Here is a 20,670-nt window from a genome sequence, read left to right on the forward strand (position 1 = left end):
GCCCCAGTGTGCCCCGTCCCCGGCGCGCTCCGTCCACCCGGTGCCCCGCCCGCCCACCGGAACCCCGGCTGCTCCCCCGCCGGCGGAGGCACGCGGTGGGTCAGTGGAGCTGCGGTGGTGTCGGTGTCGGTGACTGGCGGCAGATCAGGAGCAGGGCCCGGTCGTCGTTGACGTCCTTGGCCACGGCCTCGATCAGATGCCAGGCGGCGCCGTGGAAGCCGCCGGCGACGTAGCGGTCGGCCTCGCCGGTGAGGCGGTCCATGCCCTCGACGATGTCCCGGTCGGAGGTCTCCACCAGCCCGTCGGTGAAGAGCATCAGGACGTCGCCCGGGCGCAGCGAGCCCTTCACCGGGTCGAACTGTGCGCCGTCGTACACGCCGAGCAGCGGGCCCTCGGCGGCCTTCTCCTCCCAGCGGCCGCTGCCCGCGCTGAGCTGGAGGCCCGGCGGATGGCCGGCGGTGTACAGCTCGTAGTCCCCGGAGTCGAGGTCCAGGACGAGATGGATGGAGGTGGCGAAGCCCTCGTCCCAGTCCTGGCGCAGGAGGTAGCCGTTCGCGGCGGGGAGGAAGGCGTGCGGGGGCAGGGAGCCGAGGAGGCCGCCGAAGGCGCCCGACAGGAGCAGGGCGCGCGAGCCCGCGTCCATGCCCTTGCCGGAGACGTCCGTGAGCACGACCTCCAGGGTGCGGCCGCCGTTCGTACGGGCCGCGACGACGAAGTCGCCGGAGAAGGACTGGCCGCCGGCCGGCCGCAGCGCCATCTCGTGGTGCCAGCCCTGCGGCAGCTTCGGCAGCTTGCTCTGTACCCGGATCCGTTCGCGCAGGTCGAACAGCATGGTGCCGCCGCGCCGCCAGGGCACGCCGACCCGGCTGCGGAACTGGGCCGTGAGCAGGCCGAAGAAGCCGCAGGCCGCGACGACGAGGACCACGCCCGGGGTGACACGGCTCGGTCCCTCCGTGTACGGGCCCAGCCGGACCGACTCCACGATCAGGGCGGTCGCCCCGGCCGCGTACAGTCCGAGCAGGCTCGCCGGGCGCAGCAGCAGGCCGCCCGCGACGATCGGCAGCACCAGCGTGGCCGGGGAGCACCACACCGAGTCGACCAGGGTCATGGCCATGAGGACCGGGATGGTCAGCAGCAGTCCGGCGAACGCGATCCAGTCGGAGCCGTCGCCGCGGAAGTAGTCCACGGCGCTTCTGCGCAGGCCGGTGCGGACCCGGTGCCACTGCATCTTCCACCGGGCCGTGAACGTCTCGGCCTTCGCGCGCCGCTCTCGTCCTGCTGCCATTAGTTCGCGACCCTATCCATCGGACCGGTTCCTTGGCACGGGAGGTCCCACTTGTCCCCCCTCCGGGGCTCCCCCGACGGCTTTTCCAGGGCTCCTGGGCACAGTTGGTCCTCACAGTGAACGGCACGCGCGGCCGCCGTGCTCCGGTCCCGGGCAAATTCGCTGGCCCGGTCCGGGCCGCCTTGATAGGCATGGGTCATGGGGACAGAGCGGACAGATCACGCGACCGGGTTGACGGTGCTGCGGCCGGAGGACTTCGACCGCTGGTGGGACGGGCTGGTGCGGGCCTTCGGCGGGGTCGCCGCGGCCGAGGAGCGCGAACTGGACCGCTCCCTCACGGAGTTCGACCGCTCGCTGGCCGCCCTGGACGGGGACGAGATCGTCGGGACGGCCGGGGCGTTCAGCTTCCGGATGACCGTGCCGGGCGGTGCCGGGGTCCCGGCGGCCGGCGTGACCATGGTGAGCGTGGCGGCCACGCACCGGCGGCGCGGGGTGCTGACCTCGATGATGCGCCGGCAGCTGGACGACGTCCGTGCGCTGGGCGAGCCCCTGGCGGTGCTGTTCGCGTCCGAGCCGGCCATCTACGGCCGCTTCGGCTACGGCGCGGCTGCCCTCCAGCTGACGGCCGAGATCGACACGAGCCGGGTCTCGCTCACGCTGCCCGCCGGCACGGAGGACGTGCGGGTGCGGTACGCGGAGCCCGTCGGCGTGCTCGACGCGTGCGAGTCGGTGTACGCGGCCCTGGTGCCGGGCCGGCCCGGGATGCTGGCCCGGCAGCCGGGCTGGGAGCGGGTGGGTCTGCTGGACCCGGAGAGCGAGCGGGAGGGCGCGTCGGCGCTGCGCTGCGTGGTCGCGGAGCGGGACGGACGGGTCACCGGGTACGCCCGCTACCGCACCAAGCTCGGCTGGGGGCCGGACGGGCACGACGGCACGGTGAAGCTGGAGGACCTGGCCGCGCTGGACCCGGCGACGGACGCGGCGCTGTGGCGCTTCCTGTTCGGCATCGACCTGATGTCGACGCTGAGCCTGCACGGGCGCCCCGTGGACGACGCCTGGCAGTACCTGGTGAGCGACATCCGCCGCTGCCGCCCGCGCCTGCGGGACTCCGGTCACGTCCGCCTGGTCGATGTCGCCGCGGCCCTGTCGGCCCGCACGTACCAGACCCCGCTGGACGTCGTGTTCGAGGTCGAGGACGCCTTCTGCCCCTGGAACGCGGGCCGTGTGCGGCTCACGGGCGACCCGAAGGGCGCGTCCTGCGAGCGGACCACGGACGCCGCCGATCTCGCCCTGTCGGTACGGGAGTTGGGGGCGGCCTACCTCGGCGGGGTGAGCCTGCTGTCGCTCGCGCGCGCCGGGCGGGTGCAGGAGCTGCGGCCGGGGGCGCTCACGGAGGCGTCGGTGGCGTTCGGCTCACCGGTGCCGCCGTGGCTGCCGCACGGCTTCTGACGCCGCTGCCCGGTTCAGGGCTTCTGGCAGGTGGGGCACCAGAAGAGGTTGCGGGCGGCGAGGCCGGCGGTGCGGATCTCGTCGCCGCAGACGTGGCAGGCCTGGGCGGCGCGGCGGTAGACGTACACCTCGCCGCCGTGGTCGTCCACGCGCGGCGGGCGGCCCATGGCCTCGGGGGTGTGCTCGGGCCGGACGGTGTCGATGCGGTTGTTCCGCACGCCCTCGCGCATCAGCGCGACGAGATCGCCCCAGACGGCGTCCCACTGCGCCGGGGTGATGTCCCGGCCCGCCCGGTACGGGTCGATGCGGTGCCGGAAGAGGACTTCGGCGCGGTAGACGTTGCCGACGCCGGCGACGATCTTCTGGTCCATGAGCAGGGCGGCGATCGTCGTGCGGCTGCGCGAGACACGGTGGTAGGCCGCGCTCGGGTCGGCGTCCTCGCGCAGCGGGTCGGGGCCGAGGCGGTCGTGTACGGCGTCCTTCTCGGCGTCGGTGATCAGCGCGCACGTGGTCGGCCCGCGCAGGTCGACGTAGGCGGTGTCGTTGACGAGCCGGAGCCGGACGGTGTCGGCCGGCGGGGGTGCGGGGGCGCTGCCGAAGCCGACCTTGCCGAAGAGGCCGAGGTGGATGTGGACCCAGTCGGTGTCCCGGAAGCGGAGGAAGAGGTGCTTGCCGTGGGCTTCGGTGGCCGTGAGCGTGGCTCTGTCCAGCAGGGCGGCGGCGTCGGAGAACTTGCCCTGGGGGCTGGTCACCCGCGGGGCGGTGCCCCGGAAACGCTCGGCGTAGTCCTGGGCCAGCCGGTGAATGGTGTGCCCTTCCGGCAAGGCTGAGCTGTCCTTTCAGGCAGGGCGGAGGGCCGGGGGCGGAGCCCCCGGGGTCCCTACTGCTGGGGGTGGTGGGCCGGGATCGGGGGCAGGTCGCCGGTCGTCTCGTAGGCCGACAGCATGTCGATGCGGCGGATGTGGCGCTCGTCGCCCGAGAACGGGGTGCCGAGGAAGGTCTCGACGAACTTCGTCGCCTCGTCCTGCGTGTGCATGCGCGCGCCCACCGCCACGACGTTGGCGTTGTTGTGCTGGCGGCCCAGCGACGCGGTCTCCTCGCTCCAGGCCAGCGCCGCCCGCACGCCCTTGACCTTGTTCGCGGCGATCTGCTCGCCGTTGCCGGAGCCGCCGATCACGATGCCGAGGGCCTCGGGGTCCGCGGCCGTACGCTCCGCCGCGCGGAGGCAGAAGGGCGGGTAGTCGTCCTGGGCGTCGTAGATGTGCGGCCCGCAGTCGACGGGCTCGTGCCCCGCCGCCTTGAGCCAGTCGACGAGGTGGTTCTTGAGTTCGTAGCCCGCATGGTCGGAGCCGAGGTACACGCGCATGCCATGAGTGTGACATGACCCATGCGGCGCAGCAGCCCCGGGTGCCGGGCCCCGGACGCGACCGCCGTTGAGTCCGAAATGTGTGAGCAAAACCATAGAACCTCAAGGGAACCTCAAGTAACGATCCCGTTTCGGAGGTTCCCGAATCCGTTCGCCTCCGATTCACTGGTCCGACTCGTACACCGCTCGTGCGAATTTGCTCCACACCTGGCGTAAAGGAAACCGTCCATGACCCCTGGTTCGGGACTCCAAGCAGGACTCAAGAACCGCCATCTGACGATGATCGCGATCGGTGGCGTCATCGGAGCCGGCCTCTTCGTCGGCTCCAGCTCCGGTATCGCGACCGCGGGACCCGGCATCCTCCTGTCGTACGCGCTCGTCGGCACCCTCGTCGTCCTCGTGATGCGGATGCTGGGCGAGATGTCCGCCGCGAACCCCACCTCCGGCTCCTTCTCCGCGCACGCCGACCGTGCGCTGGGCCGCTGGGCCGGCTTCTCCATCGGCTGGCTCTACTGGTTCTTCTGGGTCGTCGTGCTGGCCGTCGAGGGCACCGCAGGCGCCAAGATCCTCGCGGGCTGGGTGCCGGCCGTACCGCAGTGGGGCTGGGCGCTCATCGTGATGGCCGTGCTGACCGCGACCAACCTGGTCTCCGTCGGCTCCTACGGCGAGTTCGAGTTCTGGTTCGCCGGCATCAAGGTCGTGGCGATCGGCGCGTTCATCGTCGTCGGCCTGCTCGCGATCTTCGGCGTCCTGCCGGGCGCGCACACCGACAAGGCGTCCTTCGGGAACCTCACCAGCCACGGCGGCTTCCTGCCGCACGGTCCGGGCACGATCCTCACCGGCGTCCTGCTGGTCGTCTTCTCCTTCATGGGCAGCGAGATCGCGACCCTGGCGGCCGGCGAGTCGGAGGACCCGCAGCGCGCGGTCACCAAGGCCACCAACAGCATCATCTGGCGGATCGGCGTCTTCTACCTCGGCTCGATCCTCGTCGTGGTCTCGCTGCTGCCGTGGAACGACCCGTCCCTCGCGAAGCAGGGCTCGTACGTCGCCGCGCTGAACTCCCTCGGGATCGCGCACGCCGGCCAGATCATGGACGTCGTTGTGCTGACGGCAGTGCTGTCCTGTCTCAACTCCGGCCTGTACACCGCCTCCCGCATGGCGTTCTCGCTGGGTGAGCGCGGTGACGCGCCGAAGGCGTTCGCCCGTACCACCGCGCGCGGTGTGCCGATGGCGGCGATCCTGGCGTCGGTCGTCTTCGGTTTCGTGGCGGTCTTCTTCAACTACGCCTACCCGGACACCGTCTTCCTCTTCCTCGTCAACTCCTCGGGTGCGGTGGCCCTGTTCGTGTGGCTGGTCATCTGCTTCTCGCAGCTGCGGATGCGGAAGATCATCCAGCGGGAGGCGCCGGAGAAGCTCGTCGTGCGGATGTGGCTGTACCCGTACCTGACCTGGATCACGGCCGCCTTCATCGTCTTCGTCCTCGGCTACATGCTGACCGACACGGAAGGCGAGAGCAGCGGCCGTACGACCGTGCTGCTGTCGGTGGGCGTGGCGGCGGTCGTCGTCGTGATCTCGCTGGTGAAGCAGAAGGTCGAGGCGGGCCGCGCGCCGGCCGCCGCCGTCGAGGAGACGGAGAAGGTCACCACCGGCTGACGCCGCGGACGCCGGCCCTCCGGGCAAGGATCCGGAACATGGCCGCATGATCTGACGCCACCTGTCAGGTTGTGCGGCCATGCTGCGTCCTTGCCCGCTCGGCCGCCGGCGTGGTGGCCGCCGTGCGGTAGGCGGCCGCCGAGGGCCTGCCGGTCGGGGTGCGGGCGACCGGGCACGGGCTGCCCGGCGGGTACGAGGGCGGGCTGCTCGTCACCACCGGGCGGATGGACGGGCTCACCGTCGACGCCGAGGCCCGTACCGTCCGGGTGCAGGCCGGGTGCGCTGGGGGCAGGTGGTCGCGGCGTTCGCGGTGCCGGCCGGGGCCCCCTCGGGCGGTCGCTCGACTTCGTCTTCGGGGCGGGCGACCGGGGCGCGGGCCTGTACGACCCCGATACGCGAAAGAGGCTCGCCCGGGTCAAGGAGACGTACGACCCGGGCGAGCCTCTTCCGCAGGAACTACGGGGTCTAGCGCTTGCAGGAACTACGGCGTCTAAAGCGGGGTCGGCGAAGTTGACCGCGCCCCGAAGGGGCGCGGGGAACTGCGCGACCGGCCACGACGGCGCCGCAGACGAACGACGGCCCATCGCGGTACTTCCAGCGGAGCGCTTAGCGCTTGTCGGCGAACTTCCAGGCGGTGGGCAGGGCGCCCATCGCCAGGGCGGCCTTGAGGGCGTCGCCGATCAGGAACGGGGTGAGGCCGGCCGCGACCGCCTGGGAGAGGGACAGGTGGGCGGCCAGGGCCAGGTACGGCACGCCGACGGCGTAGACGACCGCCTCGCCGAGGACCATCGCGCCCGCCATGCGCAGCGGGGAGCGGTCGGCGCCGCGCCGGGCCAGGGCGCCGACGGCGGCCGAGGCGAGCAGCATGCCGAGGACATAGCCGAAGGAGACCGCGCCCGCGCCGGAGCCGCCCTGCGCGAACCACGGCACACCGGCCACGCCCGCGAGCGCGTACAGGGCGAGGGAGAGGAAGCCGCGGCGGGCGCCGAGCGTGGTGCCGACGAGCAGCGCGGCGAAGGTCTGACCGGTCACCGGCACCGGGGAGCCGGGCACGGGGACGGCCACCTGGGCCGCGATGCCGGTGAGCACGGCTCCGCCGACGACGAAGGCCGCGTCGCGGACGCGGGACGCGGGCAGCAGGTCGGCGAGGACTGCGCCGGGGCGAGCGGTGGCGGTGGCGGTGCTCATGAGGACTCCGCGGGTGGTGTGGGCACGTCGGGACCCTGTGACGCTATCCCAGCGGCCGCGAGACGATCACCGTCGGCGGTCGACAAAGGGAGGAACGGCGGCTTCGTGCCCTTCACACAAAGGGTGGCGATGACACGCGGTACGGCGTGATACCGGTCACTGAGGCCGGGACGCTTCGGTCACTCCGGCGTACCGGCGCCGGACTGTGGGGTTCCGCCAAAGTCCTCGCGCGCCGCCTTCAGTGCCGAGAGGGTCAGCCGCACCACCTCCTCGACCGTTTCCGCGAGGCCGAATTCCGGGTCCAACGTGACGTCGAAACACCTCTCGATGATGCCCGCGGCTTCGAGCAACGCGAAGGAATCGACCTCCATCTCCACCAGAGGTACGTCCAGCTCCACTTCACGCGGTCTGATCCCCAGCTGCTGCGCGAAAATCGCGACGATCTCGTCCCGCACCTCGCGCTCATACGGATTGAGCAGCGACCTCTGCCGGGACGCGAGCACCCAGAGGGCGTGCATCTCGGGCAGCACCTCCTGGGGTGTGGTGCCCGGAGCGCGCGTCCCGAGGATCTCGACCAGCGCATCGACCGTGTCCCACGGCGGCAGCCGCGGCTCGGTGAAGGCATCGTGCAACCGGGTACGGGAGATCCGCTTCAGCAGCAGCCGGTGCATGGTCTCCAGGCTCGGCTGCCCTGCGACGAGATGCAGCGCATGGAGGGCGTCGTTGAGGTCCCGCAGCCGGCCCGGCGGCAGAGACGGCTTCTTGAACTGCCCCGGAGTGCCCATCCGTTCCCCCGTCCGATGGTGTCGGCTGCCGTAGGAATTCGTCCTGCGGCGCCTGTGTGCGACGACCGTGGTCCATATGAGTGTCACTCACGTCCTGGCCGTCCTCGGAGGATTCAGTGCGATCCTCGCGGCGGCGTCCCGTCTCCCCAAGGCCGCCGCGGATGTTCTCCGCGCCTGTGCCGGCTGTGTGCACGCCCTCCACGAACTGCGTGCCGCCTGGCGTCGGACCGGTCCGGCGGCCTGTGGCCGCTGCGGTCGCGATCACGTAACCGGATGTTCACAGTGCGTACGGCAGGTGTCCGGATAGTGGGCAGACCCTTCGCCTCAGCGGACGGGCCGCCCAGACTGGCGGGGTTTTTGCCCGCCCATTGCAGGGGGAGAGCCGCGCCCATGCCCGCACCGGAACCGACGACGAAGACGCCGCCCCAGCAACAGGGTGGCGCCTCTCTCTCGCACGGCCTCAAACAGCGCCATCTGTCGATGATCGCCCTCGGCGGGGTGATCGGCGCGGGTCTGTTCGTCGGCTCCGGCGCGGGGATCGCCGCCGCCGGGCCGTCCATCGTCATCGCCTACACGGTCTCCGGCCTCCTCGTGATGCTGGTGATGCGGATGCTGGGCGAGATGTCGGCCGCCTACCCGTCCTCGGGTTCCTTCTCGGCGCACGCCGAGCGGGCGATCGGCCCGTGGGCGGGCTTCGCCGCCGGCTGGTCCTTCTGGATCCTGCTGTGCACGGCCGTCGGCCTGGAGGGCATCGGCGCGGCCCACATCGTCTCCGGCTGGCTGCCCGGCACGCCCGAGTGGCTGTGGGTGGCCCTGTTCATGGTCGTCTTCTGCGGGACGAACCTGGCCGCCGTGAAGAACTTCGGCGAGTTCGAGTTCTGGTTCGCCACGCTGAAGGTCGGCGCGATCTCCCTCTTCCTGGTCCTCGGCGTGCTGGCCATCGCGGGCGTCCTGCCCGGCACGGACGCGCCCGGCACCGCGAACCTGTCCGACTTCCTCCCGCACGGCAGCAACGGCCTGATCATCGGCCTGCTCGCGTCCGTCTTCGCCTACGGCGGCCTGGAGACGGTCACCATCGCGGCGGCCGAGTCGGAGAACCCGGTGCGGGGCGTGGCGTCCGCCGTCCGTACGGCGATGTGGCGCATCGCGCTGTTCTACATCGGCTCGATGGCGGTCGTGGTCACCCTGGTCCCCTGGAACTCGGGGGCGGTCGTCTCCGAGGGTCCCTACGTCGCCACGCTCGACCACCTGGGCATCCCCGGCGCGGGCCGGCTGATGAACGTGGTCGTCCTGGTCGCCCTGCTCTCCGCGATGAACGCCAACATCTACGGCGCCTCGCGCATCGCCTACTCCCTGGTCGCCCGCGGCCAGGGCCCGAAGGTGCTGGCGAAGCTGTCCGGCGGCGTCCCGCGCGTCGCGGTGCTGACCTCCTCCGTGCTGGGTTTCGTGTGCGTGCTGCTCAGCTACTGGCGGCCGAACGACATCTTCAAGTGGCTGCTGAACATGATCGGCGCGGTCATCCTGGTCGTCTGGATCTTCATCGCCGTCTCCCAACTGCTGCTGCGCCGCCGCATCGAACGCGAGAGCCCCGAGAAGCTGGTCGTCCGCATGTGGGCGTTCCCCGTCCTCACCTGGGTCGCCCTGGCCGGCATGGCCGCGATCTTCGTCCTGATGGCCCGCGAGGCGGACACCCGCGTCCAGTTGTACTTCACCGGCGGCATGACGGCGGTGCTGGCGGGCGTGGGCTACGCCCGGCAGAAGATGCGTGCCAAGACCGGCTGACGCCTCCGCCCGCCCACCGGGGCCCCCGCGTGCGACACGCGGGGGCCTTTCTGTTGCCCCCACACTCTTGTTGCTAGCCTGCACTTGCAAGCACTTTGCAATAAGGTTCCGGAGGGGATCACCCATGCCCGTCTACACGCTGCCCGCCCTGCCGTACGACTACTCCGCGCTCGCCCCCGTGATCAGCCCGGAGATCATCGAGCTGCACCACGACAAGCACCACGCGGCCTATGTGAAGGGCGCCAACGACACGCTGGAGCAACTGGCGCAGGCGCGGGACGAGGAGAGCTGGGGCTCGGTCAACGGGCTGGAGAAGAACCTGGCCTTCCACCTCTCCGGGCACATCCTGCACAGCATCTACTGGCAGAACATGACCGGCCCGAAGGACGGCGGCGGGGAGCCGCTCGCGGCCGACGGGGTGGGCGGGCTGGCCGAGGCGATCAAGGAGTCCTTCGGTTCCTTCGCCGCGTTCCGGACCCAGCTGTCCAAGGCCGCGGCCACCACCCAGGGCTCCGGCTGGGGCGTGCTGGCGTACGAGCCGCTGAGCGGGCGGCTGATCGTCGAGCAGGTCTACGACCACCAGGGCAACGTCGGCCAGGGTTCGACCCCGGTCCTGGTCTTCGACGCCTGGGAGCACGCCTTCTACCTCCAGTACCGGAACCAGAAGGTCGACTTCGTCGAAGCGATGTGGGCCGTCGTCAACTGGCAGGACGTGGCCCGGCGTTACGAGGCAGCGAAGTCCCGCGCGAACGCGCTGCTGCTCGCCCCCTGAGCCCCCGGGCTCCCTGATCGTCCTGCCTCGTGATCGTCTTCTCACCCTTCACGACGGCAGGCGGATGAGAGAGGACCCCCGCGAGGACGTGACTCGCGGGGGTCCTCCCCTGCCGCTACCTGTTCACAGGTTGCTGAAGTCCGGGCCCTTGGTGCGGGTCCGCTTGATCTCGTAGAAGCCCGGCACCGACGCCACGGCGACCGTGCCGTCCCACAGGCGGGCCGCCTCCTCGCCCTTCGGGGCGGGGGTGACGACCGGGCCGAAGAAGGCGATCTGCTCGCCGCCGGGGCCCGGGACCGCGATGACCGGGGTGCCGACGTCCTGGCCCACCTTGTCGATGCCCTCCTGGTGGGAGGCGCGCAGCTCGGCCTCGTAGGGGGTCGAGTCCCAGTGGTCCATGAGGGATTCGGGCAGCCCGACGTCCTTCAGGGCGGCCGCCACGGTCGACTTCTCCGGGCCCTCCTCCTGGTTGTGGATGCGGGTGCCGAGCGCGGTGTAGAGGTCGCCGAGCACCTCCGGGCCGTGCTCCTGCTGGGCCGCGATGACGACGCGGACCGGACCCCACGCCTTGGTCTCCAGCAGCTCCCGGTACTCCTCGGGCAGTTCGTCGAGCCTGTTCTCGTTGAGGACGCCGAGGCTCATCAGGTGCCAGCGGACCTCGATGTCCCGGACCTTCTCCACCTCCAGCACCCAGCGGGACGTCATCCAGGCCCAGGGGCACAGCGGGTCGAACCAGAAGTCGACGGGCGTCCTGCCGGTCGACGGCGCGGTCTCGGACATGGCTCTCCTCAGCGAAACGGTCATTCAGCGAAACGGTCTTTTGAAGCCTCAACAAGGCCAACGACACCGATGCGGTAGGGATTCCCCGCTGCCCCCTGTCAGGGGCACATGGCAGGATCGGCCCTGTCCACATACCGAACGCCAGCCAAGGAGTGCCGCCCGTGCCCGGTGAGAATCTGTCCCGCGACGAGGCCCGGGAGCGGGCCGCCCTGCTGTCGGTCGACGGATACGACGTGTCCCTGGACCTGCGGTCCGCCGTCGGCGACGGGGACGAGGGACCGGACGGCCGGGCAGGAGCGCCGCGCACGTTCCGCTCGGTGACCACGATCCGCTTCCGCTGCAGCGAGCCGGGCGCCGCGAGCTTCGCCGATCTGGTCGCGCCGAGCGTGACGTCGGTGTCGCTCAACGGCCGGGACCTGGACCCGGGCGAGGTCTTCGACGGAGCGCGGATCCTCCTGGAGGACCTGGCGGCGGAGAACGAGCTGGTGGTGGACGCCCGGTGCGCCTACTCCCGCACCGGCGAGGGCCTGCACCGCTTCGTCGACCCCGAGGACGGCGAGGTCTACCTCTACACGCAGTACGAGCCGGCCGACTCCCGCCGGGTGTTCGCGAACTTCGAGCAGCCGGACCTGAAGGCGCCGTACCGCTTCGAGGTCCGGGCACCCGAGGGCTGGACGGTGTGGAGCAACGGCGCGGGCGAACTGGCCGACGGCGTCTGGAAGTTCGCGGAGACCAAGCCGATCTCGACGTACATCACGTGCGTGGTGGCGGGGCCGTACCACTACGTGACCGACTCCTACACCCGCACCTTCGAGGACGGCTCCAAGCTGGAGATCCCGCTCGGCGCGATGTGCCGCAAGGGGCTCGCCCCGCACTTCGACGCCGACGACGTCTTCCTGGTCACCAAGCAGGGCCTGGACTTCTTCCACGACCACTTCGACTACCCGTACCCGTTCGGGAAGTACGACCAGGCCTTCGTGCCCGAGTACAACCTGGGCGCGATGGAGAACCCGGGTCTGGTGACCTTCCGCGAGGAGTACATCTTCCGCGGCAAGGTGACGCAGGCGTCGTACGAGGCACGGTCCAACGTCGTCCTGCACGAGATGGCGCACATGTGGTTCGGCGACCTGGTCACCATGGAGTGGTGGGACGACCTGTGGCTGAAGGAGTCCTTCGCGGACTTCATGGGCACGTTCGCCAACGTCGGCGCGACCCGCTTCACCGATGCCTGGATCACCTTCGCCAACCGCCGCAAGGCGTGGGCGTACCGCGCGGACCAGCTGCCCTCCACGCATCCGGTCACGGCGGACATCCGTGACCTGGAGGACGCCAAGCTGAACTTCGACGGCATCACCTACGCCAAGGGCGCCTCGGTGCTCAAGCAACTGGTGGCGTACGTCGGCCAGGACGCGTTCCTGGAGGGCGCCCGCCGCTACTTCAAGCGGCACGCGTACGGCAACACGCGCCTCGGCGACCTGCTGTCGGCGCTCGGCGAGACCAGCGGCCGGGACATGTCGGCGTGGGCGCGCTCCTGGCTCCAGACGGCCGGGGTCAACTCGCTGACCCCGCAGGTGCTGCTCGAAGACTCCCGCGTCCGTGAGCTCGCGGTGGTGCAGGAGGCGCCCGGGACCCACCCCGAACTGCGTCCGCACCGGGTCGCGGTCGGGCTGTACCGGCGTACGGCCGAGGGCGCGCTGGAGCGGTACGCGCGCGTGGAGACCGACGTGGAGGGCCCGCGCACGCTCGTCCCGGAGCTGGCGGGCGCCGACGCCCCGGACCTGGTCCTGGTCAACGACGACGACCTGACGTACTGCAAGATCCGCTTCGACGCGGCCTCGCTGGACACCCTGCGCGGCCACCTGGGCGAGCTGACGGACCCGCTGGCGCGGGCGCTGTGCTGGTCGGCGCTGTGGAACATGACGCGGGACGCGCTGCTGCCGGCGCGGGACTTCATCGCGCTGGTGCTGAGGTTCGCGGGCCGGGAGTCCGACATCGGCGTGCTCCAGATGCTGCACGCGTGGGCGGAGTCGGCAGCGGTGCACTACACCGCGCCCGGGCGGCGCGCGGAGGCCGGGCGGGAGCTGTGCCGGGGCGCCTCGGCCGAGCTGTACGCCGCCGAGCCGGGCAGTGAGCACCAGCTGGCGTGGGCGCGGTTCTACGCGCGCGTGGCCGACGCGCCGGAGGCGTTCGAGCTGCTGACCGGGCTGCTGGACGGCACGACGGCGATCGACGGTCTGGAGGTGGACCAGGAGCTGCGCTGGGCGTTCCTGGAGCCGCTGGCCGCGCACGGCGTGGCGGACGAGCCGGTGCTGGCGGCCGAACTGGCCCGCGACGACACGGCGTCCGGCAAGCGCCACCAGGTCCGCTGCCTCGCGGCCCGCCCCTCGGCGGCGGTCAAGGCGCAGGCGTGGGCGCAGGTCGTGGAGTCCGACGCGCTGTCGAACGCGCTGGTGGAGGCGACGATCGCGGGCTTCGACCAGGCCTCGCAGCGGGAGCTGACCGCGCCGTACGCCGAGAAGTACTTCGCGGCGATCGAGCGGGTGTGGCGGGAGCGGTCGATCCAGATCGGCATGGACGTCGTACGGGGTCTGTTCCCGGGGCTCCAGGACCGGCCTCAGACGCTGGCGGCGACGGACGCGTGGCTTCAGGAGCACCGGGACGCGGCCCCTGCGCTGCGCCGGCTCGTCCTGGAGGCGCGGGACGACCTGGCGCGGGCGCTGCGCGCACAGGAGTGCGACGCAGCGGCCGGTACCCGCTGAGCCTTGGCCTGAGCTTGCCCGGTAGGTGACCGTTACGAAATTCGGTCAAACGCAGCCGTAACCCCTGGCCCGCGCCCATTCGGACCAGGGGTTTTCGCTGCCTATTCGGCACCCGAACACCTGACCTTTAGTCCCGGCTTGTCCGCATTCTTCGACGGCCGTGTAACAGCGGTTAAAGGGGGGACGAGACGCGGGAATGCCGACGCCATGACGCACAACACCCCGCTCTCCCCCCGCCCCCTCCGTCATCTCTCCCAGGCCCACCGCCGCGTCATGACGGCGGGCCGGCTGCGCGCCCACGGCGTGACGACGGCCGAGCTGAACGAGCAGTGCCGCCCCGGCGGCCCCTGGCAGCAACTGCTCCCGCACGTGGTCCTCCTCCACCCCGGCCCGCCCACGGGCGAGGAGTGGCTGCACGGGGCCCTGCTGTACGCGGCCCGTGAGCACGCGCCCGACAGGACGCCGGGCGTGCCGTCCCAGCCGACGCCGCGGGACGCCCGCCGCCCGGCCTATCCCGAGGTGATGATCACCGGTCTCGCCGCGCTGGCCCTGTACGGCTTCTCGGCCACTCCGCCGCTGACCTCCCTGGACCACGTGCACGTCCTCGTCCCGCGCCGGCGCCGGCTGCGCTCCGCGGGCTACGTCCGCGTCCTGCGCACCCCCGCCCTGCCCACGCCCCGCACGGTGACGGGTCTGCCGGTGGCCCCGGTGCCCCGGGCGCTGGCGGACGCGGTCGCGGAGCTGACCGACGGACAGACGGTACGGCGGCTGCTGACCGAGGCGGTGCGCGGCGGCCACTGCGAACCGGCGGCGGTGGTACGGGAGTTGACCCATGCGAAGCTGCTGAACCTCCCCCATGTGATCGACGCCGTGGACTCCCTGCTGGCGGAGGGCCGCTCGATCGCCGAGGACCGCCTGTACCGGATGGTCCGCGACCACGCCCTGCCCGACCCGGTCTGGAACATCGACCTGCGCCTGCCCGGCGGCCCGCACCTCGGCGGCCTGGACGCGTACTGGCCCGACCAGGCGGTGGCGGTCGAGCTGGACACCAGGGCGCCCCGCCAGGACGACGACGCGCTCTGGTCGGAGTACACCCGCAAGCGCGAGCACCTGGAGCGCCTCGGGATCACGGTCGTGTACGTCACGCCGAAGAAGCTCCGCGAGTCGCCGGAGCAGCAGGCGACGGTGATCCGTACGGCCCTGATGGCGTCCGCCGACCGCGACCCGGCCGCGTACGTCGTGGTGCTCCCCCGGTAGTGACGGACCGGAGGAGCACCGACGGGGGATGCAGGAGGGGAGAGGAGGGGCCACCGGACGGACTCCGGTGGCCCCTCCTCGGCGTTTCGTGACGCTCCGCTCTCACCCGGCCGGCCGAGCCGGGCGGGCGGTGCCGCCGGGGCCGCGGTACACCGGGACGTATGCGACACACCCGGATGGCCGCATGCTGCTCCGCCCTCCTGCTCGCCACGGCCTGCCTCGCCACCGCCCCCGCCACGGCACAGGGCGCGCCCCGGACGCCGGCCCCGGGCTACGTGGCCCTCGGCGACTCCTACTCCTCCGGCGTCGGCGCGGGTGACTACCTCCCCGGCCGCACGGAGTGCAAGCGCAGCAGCCGGTCGTACCCGATGCTGTGGGCGGCGGCGCACCACGCGGCGTCCTTCGCCTTCCCCGCGTGCAACGGCGCCAAGGTGGGCGACGTCCTGACCGGCCAGCTCGGCGCGCTCGGCCCCGGTACCCGGCTGGTCACCCTCACCGTCGGCGGCAGCGACGTGGGCTTCGGCTCCGCGATGGCGATCTGCGCGCTGGGCGGCCCCGTCGCCTGTCTCGCGGCCGTCTCCCAGGCGCGCGCCGTCATGGCGGACGCCCTCCCGCACGGCCTGGACCGGCTCTACTCGGCCATCAGGGACCGGGCGCCCGCCGCGCGCGTCGTGGTGCTCGGCTATCCGCACCTGTACCACCTCAAGGGCACCTGCCGAAGCGGCCTCCAGGACGCCGAGCGTGCCGCCATCGACAGCGCCGTGGACCGTCTGGACGCCGTGATCGCCGGGCGCGCGGCCGGCCACGGGTTCTCCTTCGCCGACGTCAGGGACGCCTTCGCCGGCCACGAGATCTGCTCCCGCAGCCCCTGGCTGCACAGCGTCGACCCGTTCGCGCTGACCGAGTCGTACCACCCGACGGCACCGGGCCAGGCACGCGGCTACTTCCCGGCCCTCGACCGGCTCTCCTGAGCCGTGGCAGGGCCCTCCTACAGCTCGTCCGGCAGCTCCTGATGCGGATCGAGGCCGAGGCCGTCGGCGGGCAACGGGCCCTGGAACAGGCCGGGTTCACTCGCGAGGGCGTACCGCGCGGCGTCGTCCTCCGGTACCGGCAGGGGCGCGACGGCGTCGAGCAGGGTCGCGTACGCCGCGATCATCCGCGTGCGGCTGAAGCGCTCGCGGCTCAGTTCCAGGGCCGGCGCGAGGTCGGCGCGGCTGGTGATGGCGGCGGACCAGGCCAGGGCGATCGCGGCCGGGTCCGGCGGGGTGACGAAGCCGAGGCCCTCGACGATCGACGCGCTGTCGCCGACGTCGGTCGTCACCGGGACCGCGCCGCACATCATGCCCTCGATCAGGCACAGCGGGGCAGCCTCGCCGGAGACGGAGGTCAGGGCGACGACGTCGGCACCGGCGTACACGGCCTCCATGTCGTGCCGGACGCCGAGGAGCCCGATCCGCTCCGCCAGGTGCCGGTCCTCGCCGAACGCGACCTCGATGTCGGCCCGCAGGGCGGGGTTCTCGCCGGTCATGCCCGCCCCGCACATCAGCACGCGGCCCTCGGGTTCGCGGGCCAGCCAGGTGCGGGCGGCGGCGAGGAGGAGCGGGACGTTCTTCATCGGGGCGTACCGGGCCGCGAAGACGATCACCGGGGCCGGGGCGGCGATCCCCAGGGCCGTCCGGAAGGCGAGGCGCGCCGCCGGGTCCGGGCGGTACCTCAGCAGGTCCACCCCGTTGGGGATCACGTGCAGCAGGGCGGCCGGGATGCCCGCCGCCTCGTACGCCGCCCGGGTCGACTCGGCGCAGCACACGCATGCCACGACCGTGCCGTCCGCGATGGCGGCCGTCAGCTCGTCCAGCGCGGGTCCCTGGTTCTCCGGGTCGGAGCGGTGCAGGGCCACCACGACCGGGCGGCGGGGCAGACCGGCCTGGTTGACCAGCGCCAGCGGCTGCTCCTTCAGCGACAGGATGACGTCCGCGCCCGCCATCGCACGGGCCGTTTCGGCCAGCTCCGGGCCGCTGAAAACGTTCGCCGCCAGCGCCCCGTCCACCAGCCCGGCGCTGCGGCCGAGCGAGGTGACGCCGACCCCGGCGGCCGTCAGCGCCCGGTAGCAGGCGTCGTCCTCCATGCGCTGCCGGGTGGCCTCGCGGCGCACCTCGCCATGGATGCTCAGCACCCGGTGGGACTGGCCGCCCTCGGCCAGTCCCAGTACGACGTCGCTGTGCACGATCCGGGCGCCTCCGGAGAAGAAGCCCTCGTAGACCGACAGCACCCGCAGTCCGTGCGTGGAGCGCACACGACCACCCGCCTTGCATCAACGATCGAGAAGATCGAGCCATCCCCGTGAACAGCGGGTTAGCCGATATGAGGCGGTACGGACATTGCATCCGGGTTAACACGGAAGGACGGGAATGAAACGTCGGCTAACAGAATTCCCCCTCGACGACCGCGCCCGTGTTCCCGGTCCAGTCGCCGTTGAGGTTGACCGCGACCGAGTGCCGTCCGTCCTCGCTCGTGGCCGCCTCGGACACCGAGCCGTGGATGCCGCCGGTGTGGCCCCAGACGTGGACGCCGCAGGCCAGTTCGGTGTCCATGAGGCCGAGGCCGTAGCGGACGCCCGGGGCGATCCGGCTGTCGACGGTGGTCTTCATCTCCTTCAGCTGCCGGGGCGGGAGGAGCCTTCCGCCGAGCAGGGCGCCGTAGAAGCGGTCCAGGTCGGCGGAGTCGGAGATCATCTCGCCGGCGGAGGAGGCGATGGACGGGTTGAGCTCCGTGACGTCGTACGTGGGGCCGCTCGGGTTCGCGAACTTCGAGTACGCCCGGCTGCTCGGCCGCGGCAGGGTGGTCCTCGTGCCGGGCACGGAGGTCGCGGTCAGCCGCAGCGGCCGGATGATGCGGCGGTCGATCTCGGTGGCGTACGCGTGGCCGGTCACCTTCTCGATCACCATTCCGGCGAGAACGTAGTTGGTGTTGGAGTAGTTCCAGGAGGTGCCCGGCTCGAAGTCCGGCCGGTGCCGCATCGCGATCGCCACCAGGTCGTGCGCGGTGACGGTGTCGTGGCGGTGCGCGTAGAAGCCGTCCGGGGTGAAGTAGGCGCGCTGGAAGTCGGTGTCGGCGAGGTAGTCGTGGATGCCGCTGGTGTGGTTCAGCAGCCGGCGGACGGTGATGCGGCTGCCGTCGTTGCCGTTCCCGCGGACGAGGCCCGGCAGCCATGTCTCCACCGTGTCGTCCAGGGACAGCCGGCCCTCCGCCTCCAGCTGGAGCAGCACGGTGGCGACGAAGGTCTTGGTGATGCTGGCGACGCGGTAGCGGTCGGCCGCCGAGCGCGGCCTGCCCGTGCCCAGGTCGCCCACGCCCGCGGTGGTGGACCAGGTGCCGTGGGCGTCCCGCGCGGTGGCGGTCGCGCCGGGCACCCCGGCCGTGACGGCGGCCTCGACGGCCTTGCGGGTGGCACTGTGCCCGCCACCCGCGAGGCCCTCGGCGGCGGACGCCGGAGCCGCCAGGGCGGCCGAGACGAGCAGGGCGGTGGCGCCCAGCAGAGTCGTACGAACACGCATGTCTTCCCCCAGCATGTGATGAACGGTGCGGTCGGGGGATGAAACCGGTGCCGGAGGCGTGAAGGTTGCTCAGCGTTAGGCCAGTTGGGTGATTTTCAGCTCTTCTTGAGCACCAGCTCGGTGTTCCGGTCCGCCGCGGTGCCGCCGAGGCTCGTGTCGGCGCCGGGGGCGTTGCGGGCCAGCTCGCGGTAGAGGGCGGCGAGGCCGGTCTGGGAGAGGTCGGTGAAGTCGGTGCGGTGCGGGGCGGCGGACTCGATCAGAGTGGTGAAGAGCGAGATCGTGCCGTCCTTGTTGTCGACCAGCTCGATGATCCGGGCGAGGTGGGGGAAGTCGATGTGGGAGGCGGTGGAGATCTCCCAGAAGGAGCGGCCGCCGGAGCCCTGGTGCGGGGTGATGACGTTCTGGTGGACGTGGCCGTTCACCCAGGCCAGGACGTTCGTGTGGGCGGCGAGCAGCGAGAGCACCTCGGCGCCGGTGTGCCGCTGCTCGCCGGGGCGGGCCGGGTCGGGGCGGGTGTTGTTCATCGTCTTGCTGGTGTGGTGGCTGAAGACGACGACGTGGGAGTCCTTGTGGTCCTTCAGCGTCCTGGCGAGCCAGTTCAGCTGGGCGGTGCCGACGGAGCCGTTGTAGTGGCCGCCGGCGTCGGTGGTGTCGAGACTGATGCCGACGACGTCGTCGGAGATGCGGAAGGCGTAGTACTGGGTGCCGGCGTCGAGGTTGGCCGGGGAGTAGCCGTGACCGGCCGGGCCGAGCCCCTGGTGGGCGGGGTCGAGGTGGGCCCTGAGGTAGTCGGCCGGGGTGTACGGCGCCCGCCGCTCGTCCGGCGTGACCGAGCGCATGGAGCGGGCGTGGGCCTTGAGGAAGTCGCGGTAGCCGGTGCCCTTGGGGTCGGTGGCGTGGTTGATGCTGTCGAGCAGCTTCCTGGCGTCGGCGGCCGGTACGTCCATGAGCTTCTTGCCGCCGACGGCCGCCTCGGCGAGGTAGCGGTCGCCGTGGGAGCCGTAGGCGCCGAGCGGCAGGGTGTCGTGGTTGCCGACGGTGGAGTACCAGGGCAGGTTGAGGCCGGGGCTCTGCACCTCGCGGGTCGCGGCGGCCAGGAAGCCCTGCAGATGCGGGAAGCCGAGTGTCTTGTCGCGGTCACGCAGGGGGGAGTCGGGCTGCCAGTACAGCTTCAGCCCGCTGTTCTGCACGCCCTCGTAGTGCCCCGGGTCGCCGGTGTTCGGGGTGATGCGGCCGCCGCTCATCACCTTCATGAACCACTCCAGTTCGGAGTGGGCGTTGTTGTCGGTGTTGTCGCCGGTGGTCATCACGAAGTGCAGCGGGGCGCCGGTGACGGGGGCGCCGCGCAGGGCGTTGACCCGCTCGACGAGCGAGATGGCGCCGGGCACGGTGAGCAGCTCCTGCGGGCGCCAGGAGTGCACGTCCGCCGCGCGCAGGAACTCCCAGCGCAGGGGGTGCTGGACGTCCATCAGGTGCAGGTCGGTGAACTGCACGAACGCGGCGAGCGCCGTACGGCGGCCCGCGCGGCCGGACTTGGGCGCGGCCAGCTCCTCGCGCACCACGCGCTGCCAGCCGGGGCCGTCGCCGAGGCGGCGGTAGGTGCCGCCGCTGCGCGGGGTGGCGACGGAGGCGAGGGTGGTGCCCCTGGTGTAGGGGGCGAGCGCGCCGGCCGTGGCCTGCCGGGAGTGGGCGACGGGCACGTCGTCGCCGGTGGCGGCCGCGCTGTCGGTGGGGCGCAGGGCGTAGCCGACGCCCGCGGAGAGCGAGACCGCTCCGGCGGCGGCGAGCACGGAACGGCGAGGGACCCCCGGGCCGGAGGCCGTGGAGGTGGCGACAGAGCGTGTGCGCGACATGGCGCGATCTCCCCGGGTGCGAACGCGTCGGCGGTGGTCGCGGGCCGTCGCAGGCGCGAACGCCCCGCTCGCACTGGATGCTTGGCACCGGGAATGGCCTGTGCGTGAACACGGCGGCAACGCGCGGCGCCGATCACCGTACGTGGATCACGGGTCCTGTCCGCGGCCATGGAGTGGACGGGGAGCGGTT

Annotated in this window: 17 protein-coding genes; 8 read left to right on the forward strand and 9 right to left on the reverse strand. The window is 71.9% G+C overall.

All coding sequences use genetic code 11. The features are described 5' to 3' along the window. Positions 1-100: 100 nt before the first annotated feature. A complete protein-coding gene (locus ACFC8N_RS02205; protein ID WP_362819581.1) occupies positions 101-1,285 on the reverse strand; it encodes a PP2C family protein-serine/threonine phosphatase in 1,185 nt (394 codons plus the stop codon). A 198-nt stretch (positions 1,286-1,483) separates the two neighbouring features. Here ACFC8N_RS02205 and ACFC8N_RS02210 point away from each other — a divergent pair, with 198 nt between their 5' ends. Next, positions 1,484-2,731 carry a GNAT family N-acetyltransferase gene (locus ACFC8N_RS02210; protein ID WP_376285553.1) on the forward strand — a complete coding sequence of 416 codons (1,248 nt, stop codon included), beginning with the start codon at positions 1,484-1,486 and terminating at the stop codon, positions 2,729-2,731. Between the two features lie 14 nt (positions 2,732-2,745). On the opposite strand, the gene ACFC8N_RS02215 is transcribed toward ACFC8N_RS02210, so the two are convergent. Then, complete coding sequence (locus tag ACFC8N_RS02215) at positions 2,746-3,555, reverse strand: DNA-formamidopyrimidine glycosylase family protein (RefSeq protein WP_356022812.1); 810 nt, start codon at positions 3,553-3,555, stop codon at positions 2,746-2,748. Positions 3,556-3,611: 56 nt separating this feature from the next. Beyond that, the gene (locus ACFC8N_RS02220; protein WP_376285556.1) at positions 3,612-4,097 is read right to left on the reverse strand and encodes a ribose-5-phosphate isomerase; all 486 of its coding nucleotides are present in this window, start codon (positions 4,095-4,097) and stop codon (positions 3,612-3,614) included. A 228-nt stretch (positions 4,098-4,325) separates the two neighbouring features. Here ACFC8N_RS02220 and ACFC8N_RS02225 point away from each other — a divergent pair, with 228 nt between their 5' ends. Beyond that, positions 4,326-5,750, forward strand: coding sequence for an amino acid permease (locus ACFC8N_RS02225; RefSeq protein ID WP_356022817.1), 1,425 nt, complete (start codon positions 4,326-4,328; stop codon positions 5,748-5,750). A gap of 158 nt (positions 5,751-5,908) precedes the next feature. Further along, a complete protein-coding gene (locus ACFC8N_RS02230) occupies positions 5,909-6,244 on the forward strand; it encodes a hypothetical protein (protein WP_376285559.1) in 336 nt (111 codons plus the stop codon). A 112-nt stretch (positions 6,245-6,356) separates the two neighbouring features. Here the strand turns inward: ACFC8N_RS02230 and ACFC8N_RS02235 are convergent, their stop codons facing one another. Beyond that, positions 6,357-6,938, reverse strand: coding sequence for a biotin transporter BioY (locus tag ACFC8N_RS02235; protein ID WP_376285562.1), 582 nt, complete (start codon positions 6,936-6,938; stop codon positions 6,357-6,359). A gap of 179 nt (positions 6,939-7,117) precedes the next feature. Continuing rightward, entirely contained in the window at positions 7,118-7,723 is a 606-nt protein-coding gene (locus ACFC8N_RS02240) for an acyl carrier protein (RefSeq protein ID WP_356022824.1), read from the reverse strand. 390 nt (positions 7,724-8,113) lie between these two features. Here ACFC8N_RS02240 and ACFC8N_RS02245 point away from each other — a divergent pair, with 390 nt between their 5' ends. Next, positions 8,114-9,505: an amino acid permease gene (locus ACFC8N_RS02245; protein WP_376285566.1), complete on the forward strand. Its 1,392-nt coding sequence runs from the start codon at positions 8,114-8,116 to the stop codon at positions 9,503-9,505. 124 nt (positions 9,506-9,629) lie between these two features. Continuing rightward, complete coding sequence (locus ACFC8N_RS02250; protein ID WP_376285569.1) at positions 9,630-10,277, forward strand: superoxide dismutase; 648 nt, start codon at positions 9,630-9,632, stop codon at positions 10,275-10,277. Positions 10,278-10,400: 123 nt separating this feature from the next. Here the strand turns inward: ACFC8N_RS02250 and ACFC8N_RS02255 are convergent, their stop codons facing one another. Continuing rightward, positions 10,401-11,057, reverse strand: coding sequence for a DsbA family protein (locus tag ACFC8N_RS02255; protein WP_356022830.1), 657 nt, complete (start codon positions 11,055-11,057; stop codon positions 10,401-10,403). 161 nt (positions 11,058-11,218) lie between these two features. Between ACFC8N_RS02255 and pepN the strand changes: the two genes are divergently transcribed. The 3 genes from pepN to ACFC8N_RS02270 all read left to right on the forward strand — a co-directional run bounded on the left by pepN (position 11,219) and on the right by ACFC8N_RS02270 (position 16,044). After that, a complete protein-coding gene (gene pepN / locus ACFC8N_RS02260; RefSeq protein WP_376285572.1) occupies positions 11,219-13,816 on the forward strand; it encodes an aminopeptidase N in 2,598 nt (865 codons plus the stop codon). A gap of 207 nt (positions 13,817-14,023) precedes the next feature. Beyond that, positions 14,024-15,073, forward strand: a complete 1,050-nt coding sequence (locus ACFC8N_RS02265) for a hypothetical protein (protein ID WP_356022834.1) — start codon at positions 14,024-14,026, stop codon at positions 15,071-15,073. A gap of 161 nt (positions 15,074-15,234) precedes the next feature. Then, positions 15,235-16,044, forward strand: a complete 810-nt coding sequence (locus ACFC8N_RS02270) for an SGNH/GDSL hydrolase family protein (protein WP_376285575.1) — start codon at positions 15,235-15,237, stop codon at positions 16,042-16,044. Between the two features lie 17 nt (positions 16,045-16,061). Here the strand turns inward: ACFC8N_RS02270 and ACFC8N_RS02275 are convergent, their stop codons facing one another. From ACFC8N_RS02275 to ACFC8N_RS02285, 3 genes are all read right to left on the reverse strand, one after another. Next, positions 16,062-17,342, reverse strand: a complete 1,281-nt coding sequence (locus ACFC8N_RS02275) for a glycosyltransferase (protein ID WP_376286244.1) — start codon at positions 17,340-17,342, stop codon at positions 16,062-16,064. Positions 17,343-17,493: 151 nt separating this feature from the next. Further along, positions 17,494-18,642, reverse strand: coding sequence for a serine hydrolase domain-containing protein (locus ACFC8N_RS02280; protein WP_362819588.1), 1,149 nt, complete (start codon positions 18,640-18,642; stop codon positions 17,494-17,496). 80 nt (positions 18,643-18,722) lie between these two features. Beyond that, entirely contained in the window at positions 18,723-20,480 is a 1,758-nt protein-coding gene (locus ACFC8N_RS02285; protein ID WP_376285578.1) for a TIGR03767 family metallophosphoesterase, read from the reverse strand. Positions 20,481-20,670: the final 190 nt, after the last annotated feature.

Source organism: Streptomyces sp. NPDC055966, assembly GCF_042269865.1.
GTDB lineage: Bacteria > Actinomycetota > Actinomycetes > Streptomycetales > Streptomycetaceae > Streptomyces.

Excerpts from the sequence above, each read along its gene's own strand:
- ACFC8N_RS02285 (WP_376285578.1), bottom strand. The coding sequence starts at position 20,480 with ATGTCGCGCACACGCTCTGTCGCCACCTCCACGGCCTCCGGCCCGGGG.
- ACFC8N_RS02240 (WP_356022824.1), bottom strand. The coding sequence starts at position 7,723 with ATGGGCACTCCGGGGCAGTTCAAGAAGCCGTCTCTGCCGCCGGGCCGG.
- ACFC8N_RS02220 (WP_376285556.1), bottom strand. The coding sequence starts at position 4,097 with ATGCGCGTGTACCTCGGCTCCGACCATGCGGGCTACGAACTCAAGAAC.
- ACFC8N_RS02265 (WP_356022834.1), top strand. The coding sequence starts at position 14,024 with ATGACGCACAACACCCCGCTCTCCCCCCGCCCCCTCCGTCATCTCTCC.
- ACFC8N_RS02210 (WP_376285553.1), top strand. The coding sequence starts at position 1,484 with ATGGGGACAGAGCGGACAGATCACGCGACCGGGTTGACGGTGCTGCGG.
- ACFC8N_RS02255 (WP_356022830.1), bottom strand. The coding sequence starts at position 11,057 with ATGTCCGAGACCGCGCCGTCGACCGGCAGGACGCCCGTCGACTTCTGG.
- ACFC8N_RS02270 (WP_376285575.1), top strand. The coding sequence starts at position 15,235 with ATGCGACACACCCGGATGGCCGCATGCTGCTCCGCCCTCCTGCTCGCC.
- ACFC8N_RS02205 (WP_362819581.1), bottom strand. The coding sequence starts at position 1,285 with ATGGCAGCAGGACGAGAGCGGCGCGCGAAGGCCGAGACGTTCACGGCC.
- ACFC8N_RS02225 (WP_356022817.1), top strand. The coding sequence starts at position 4,326 with ATGACCCCTGGTTCGGGACTCCAAGCAGGACTCAAGAACCGCCATCTG.
- ACFC8N_RS02245 (WP_376285566.1), top strand. The coding sequence starts at position 8,114 with ATGCCCGCACCGGAACCGACGACGAAGACGCCGCCCCAGCAACAGGGT.
- ACFC8N_RS02235 (WP_376285562.1), bottom strand. The coding sequence starts at position 6,938 with ATGAGCACCGCCACCGCCACCGCTCGCCCCGGCGCAGTCCTCGCCGAC.
- ACFC8N_RS02280 (WP_362819588.1), bottom strand. The coding sequence starts at position 18,642 with ATGCTGGGGGAAGACATGCGTGTTCGTACGACTCTGCTGGGCGCCACC.
- ACFC8N_RS02250 (WP_376285569.1), top strand. The coding sequence starts at position 9,630 with ATGCCCGTCTACACGCTGCCCGCCCTGCCGTACGACTACTCCGCGCTC.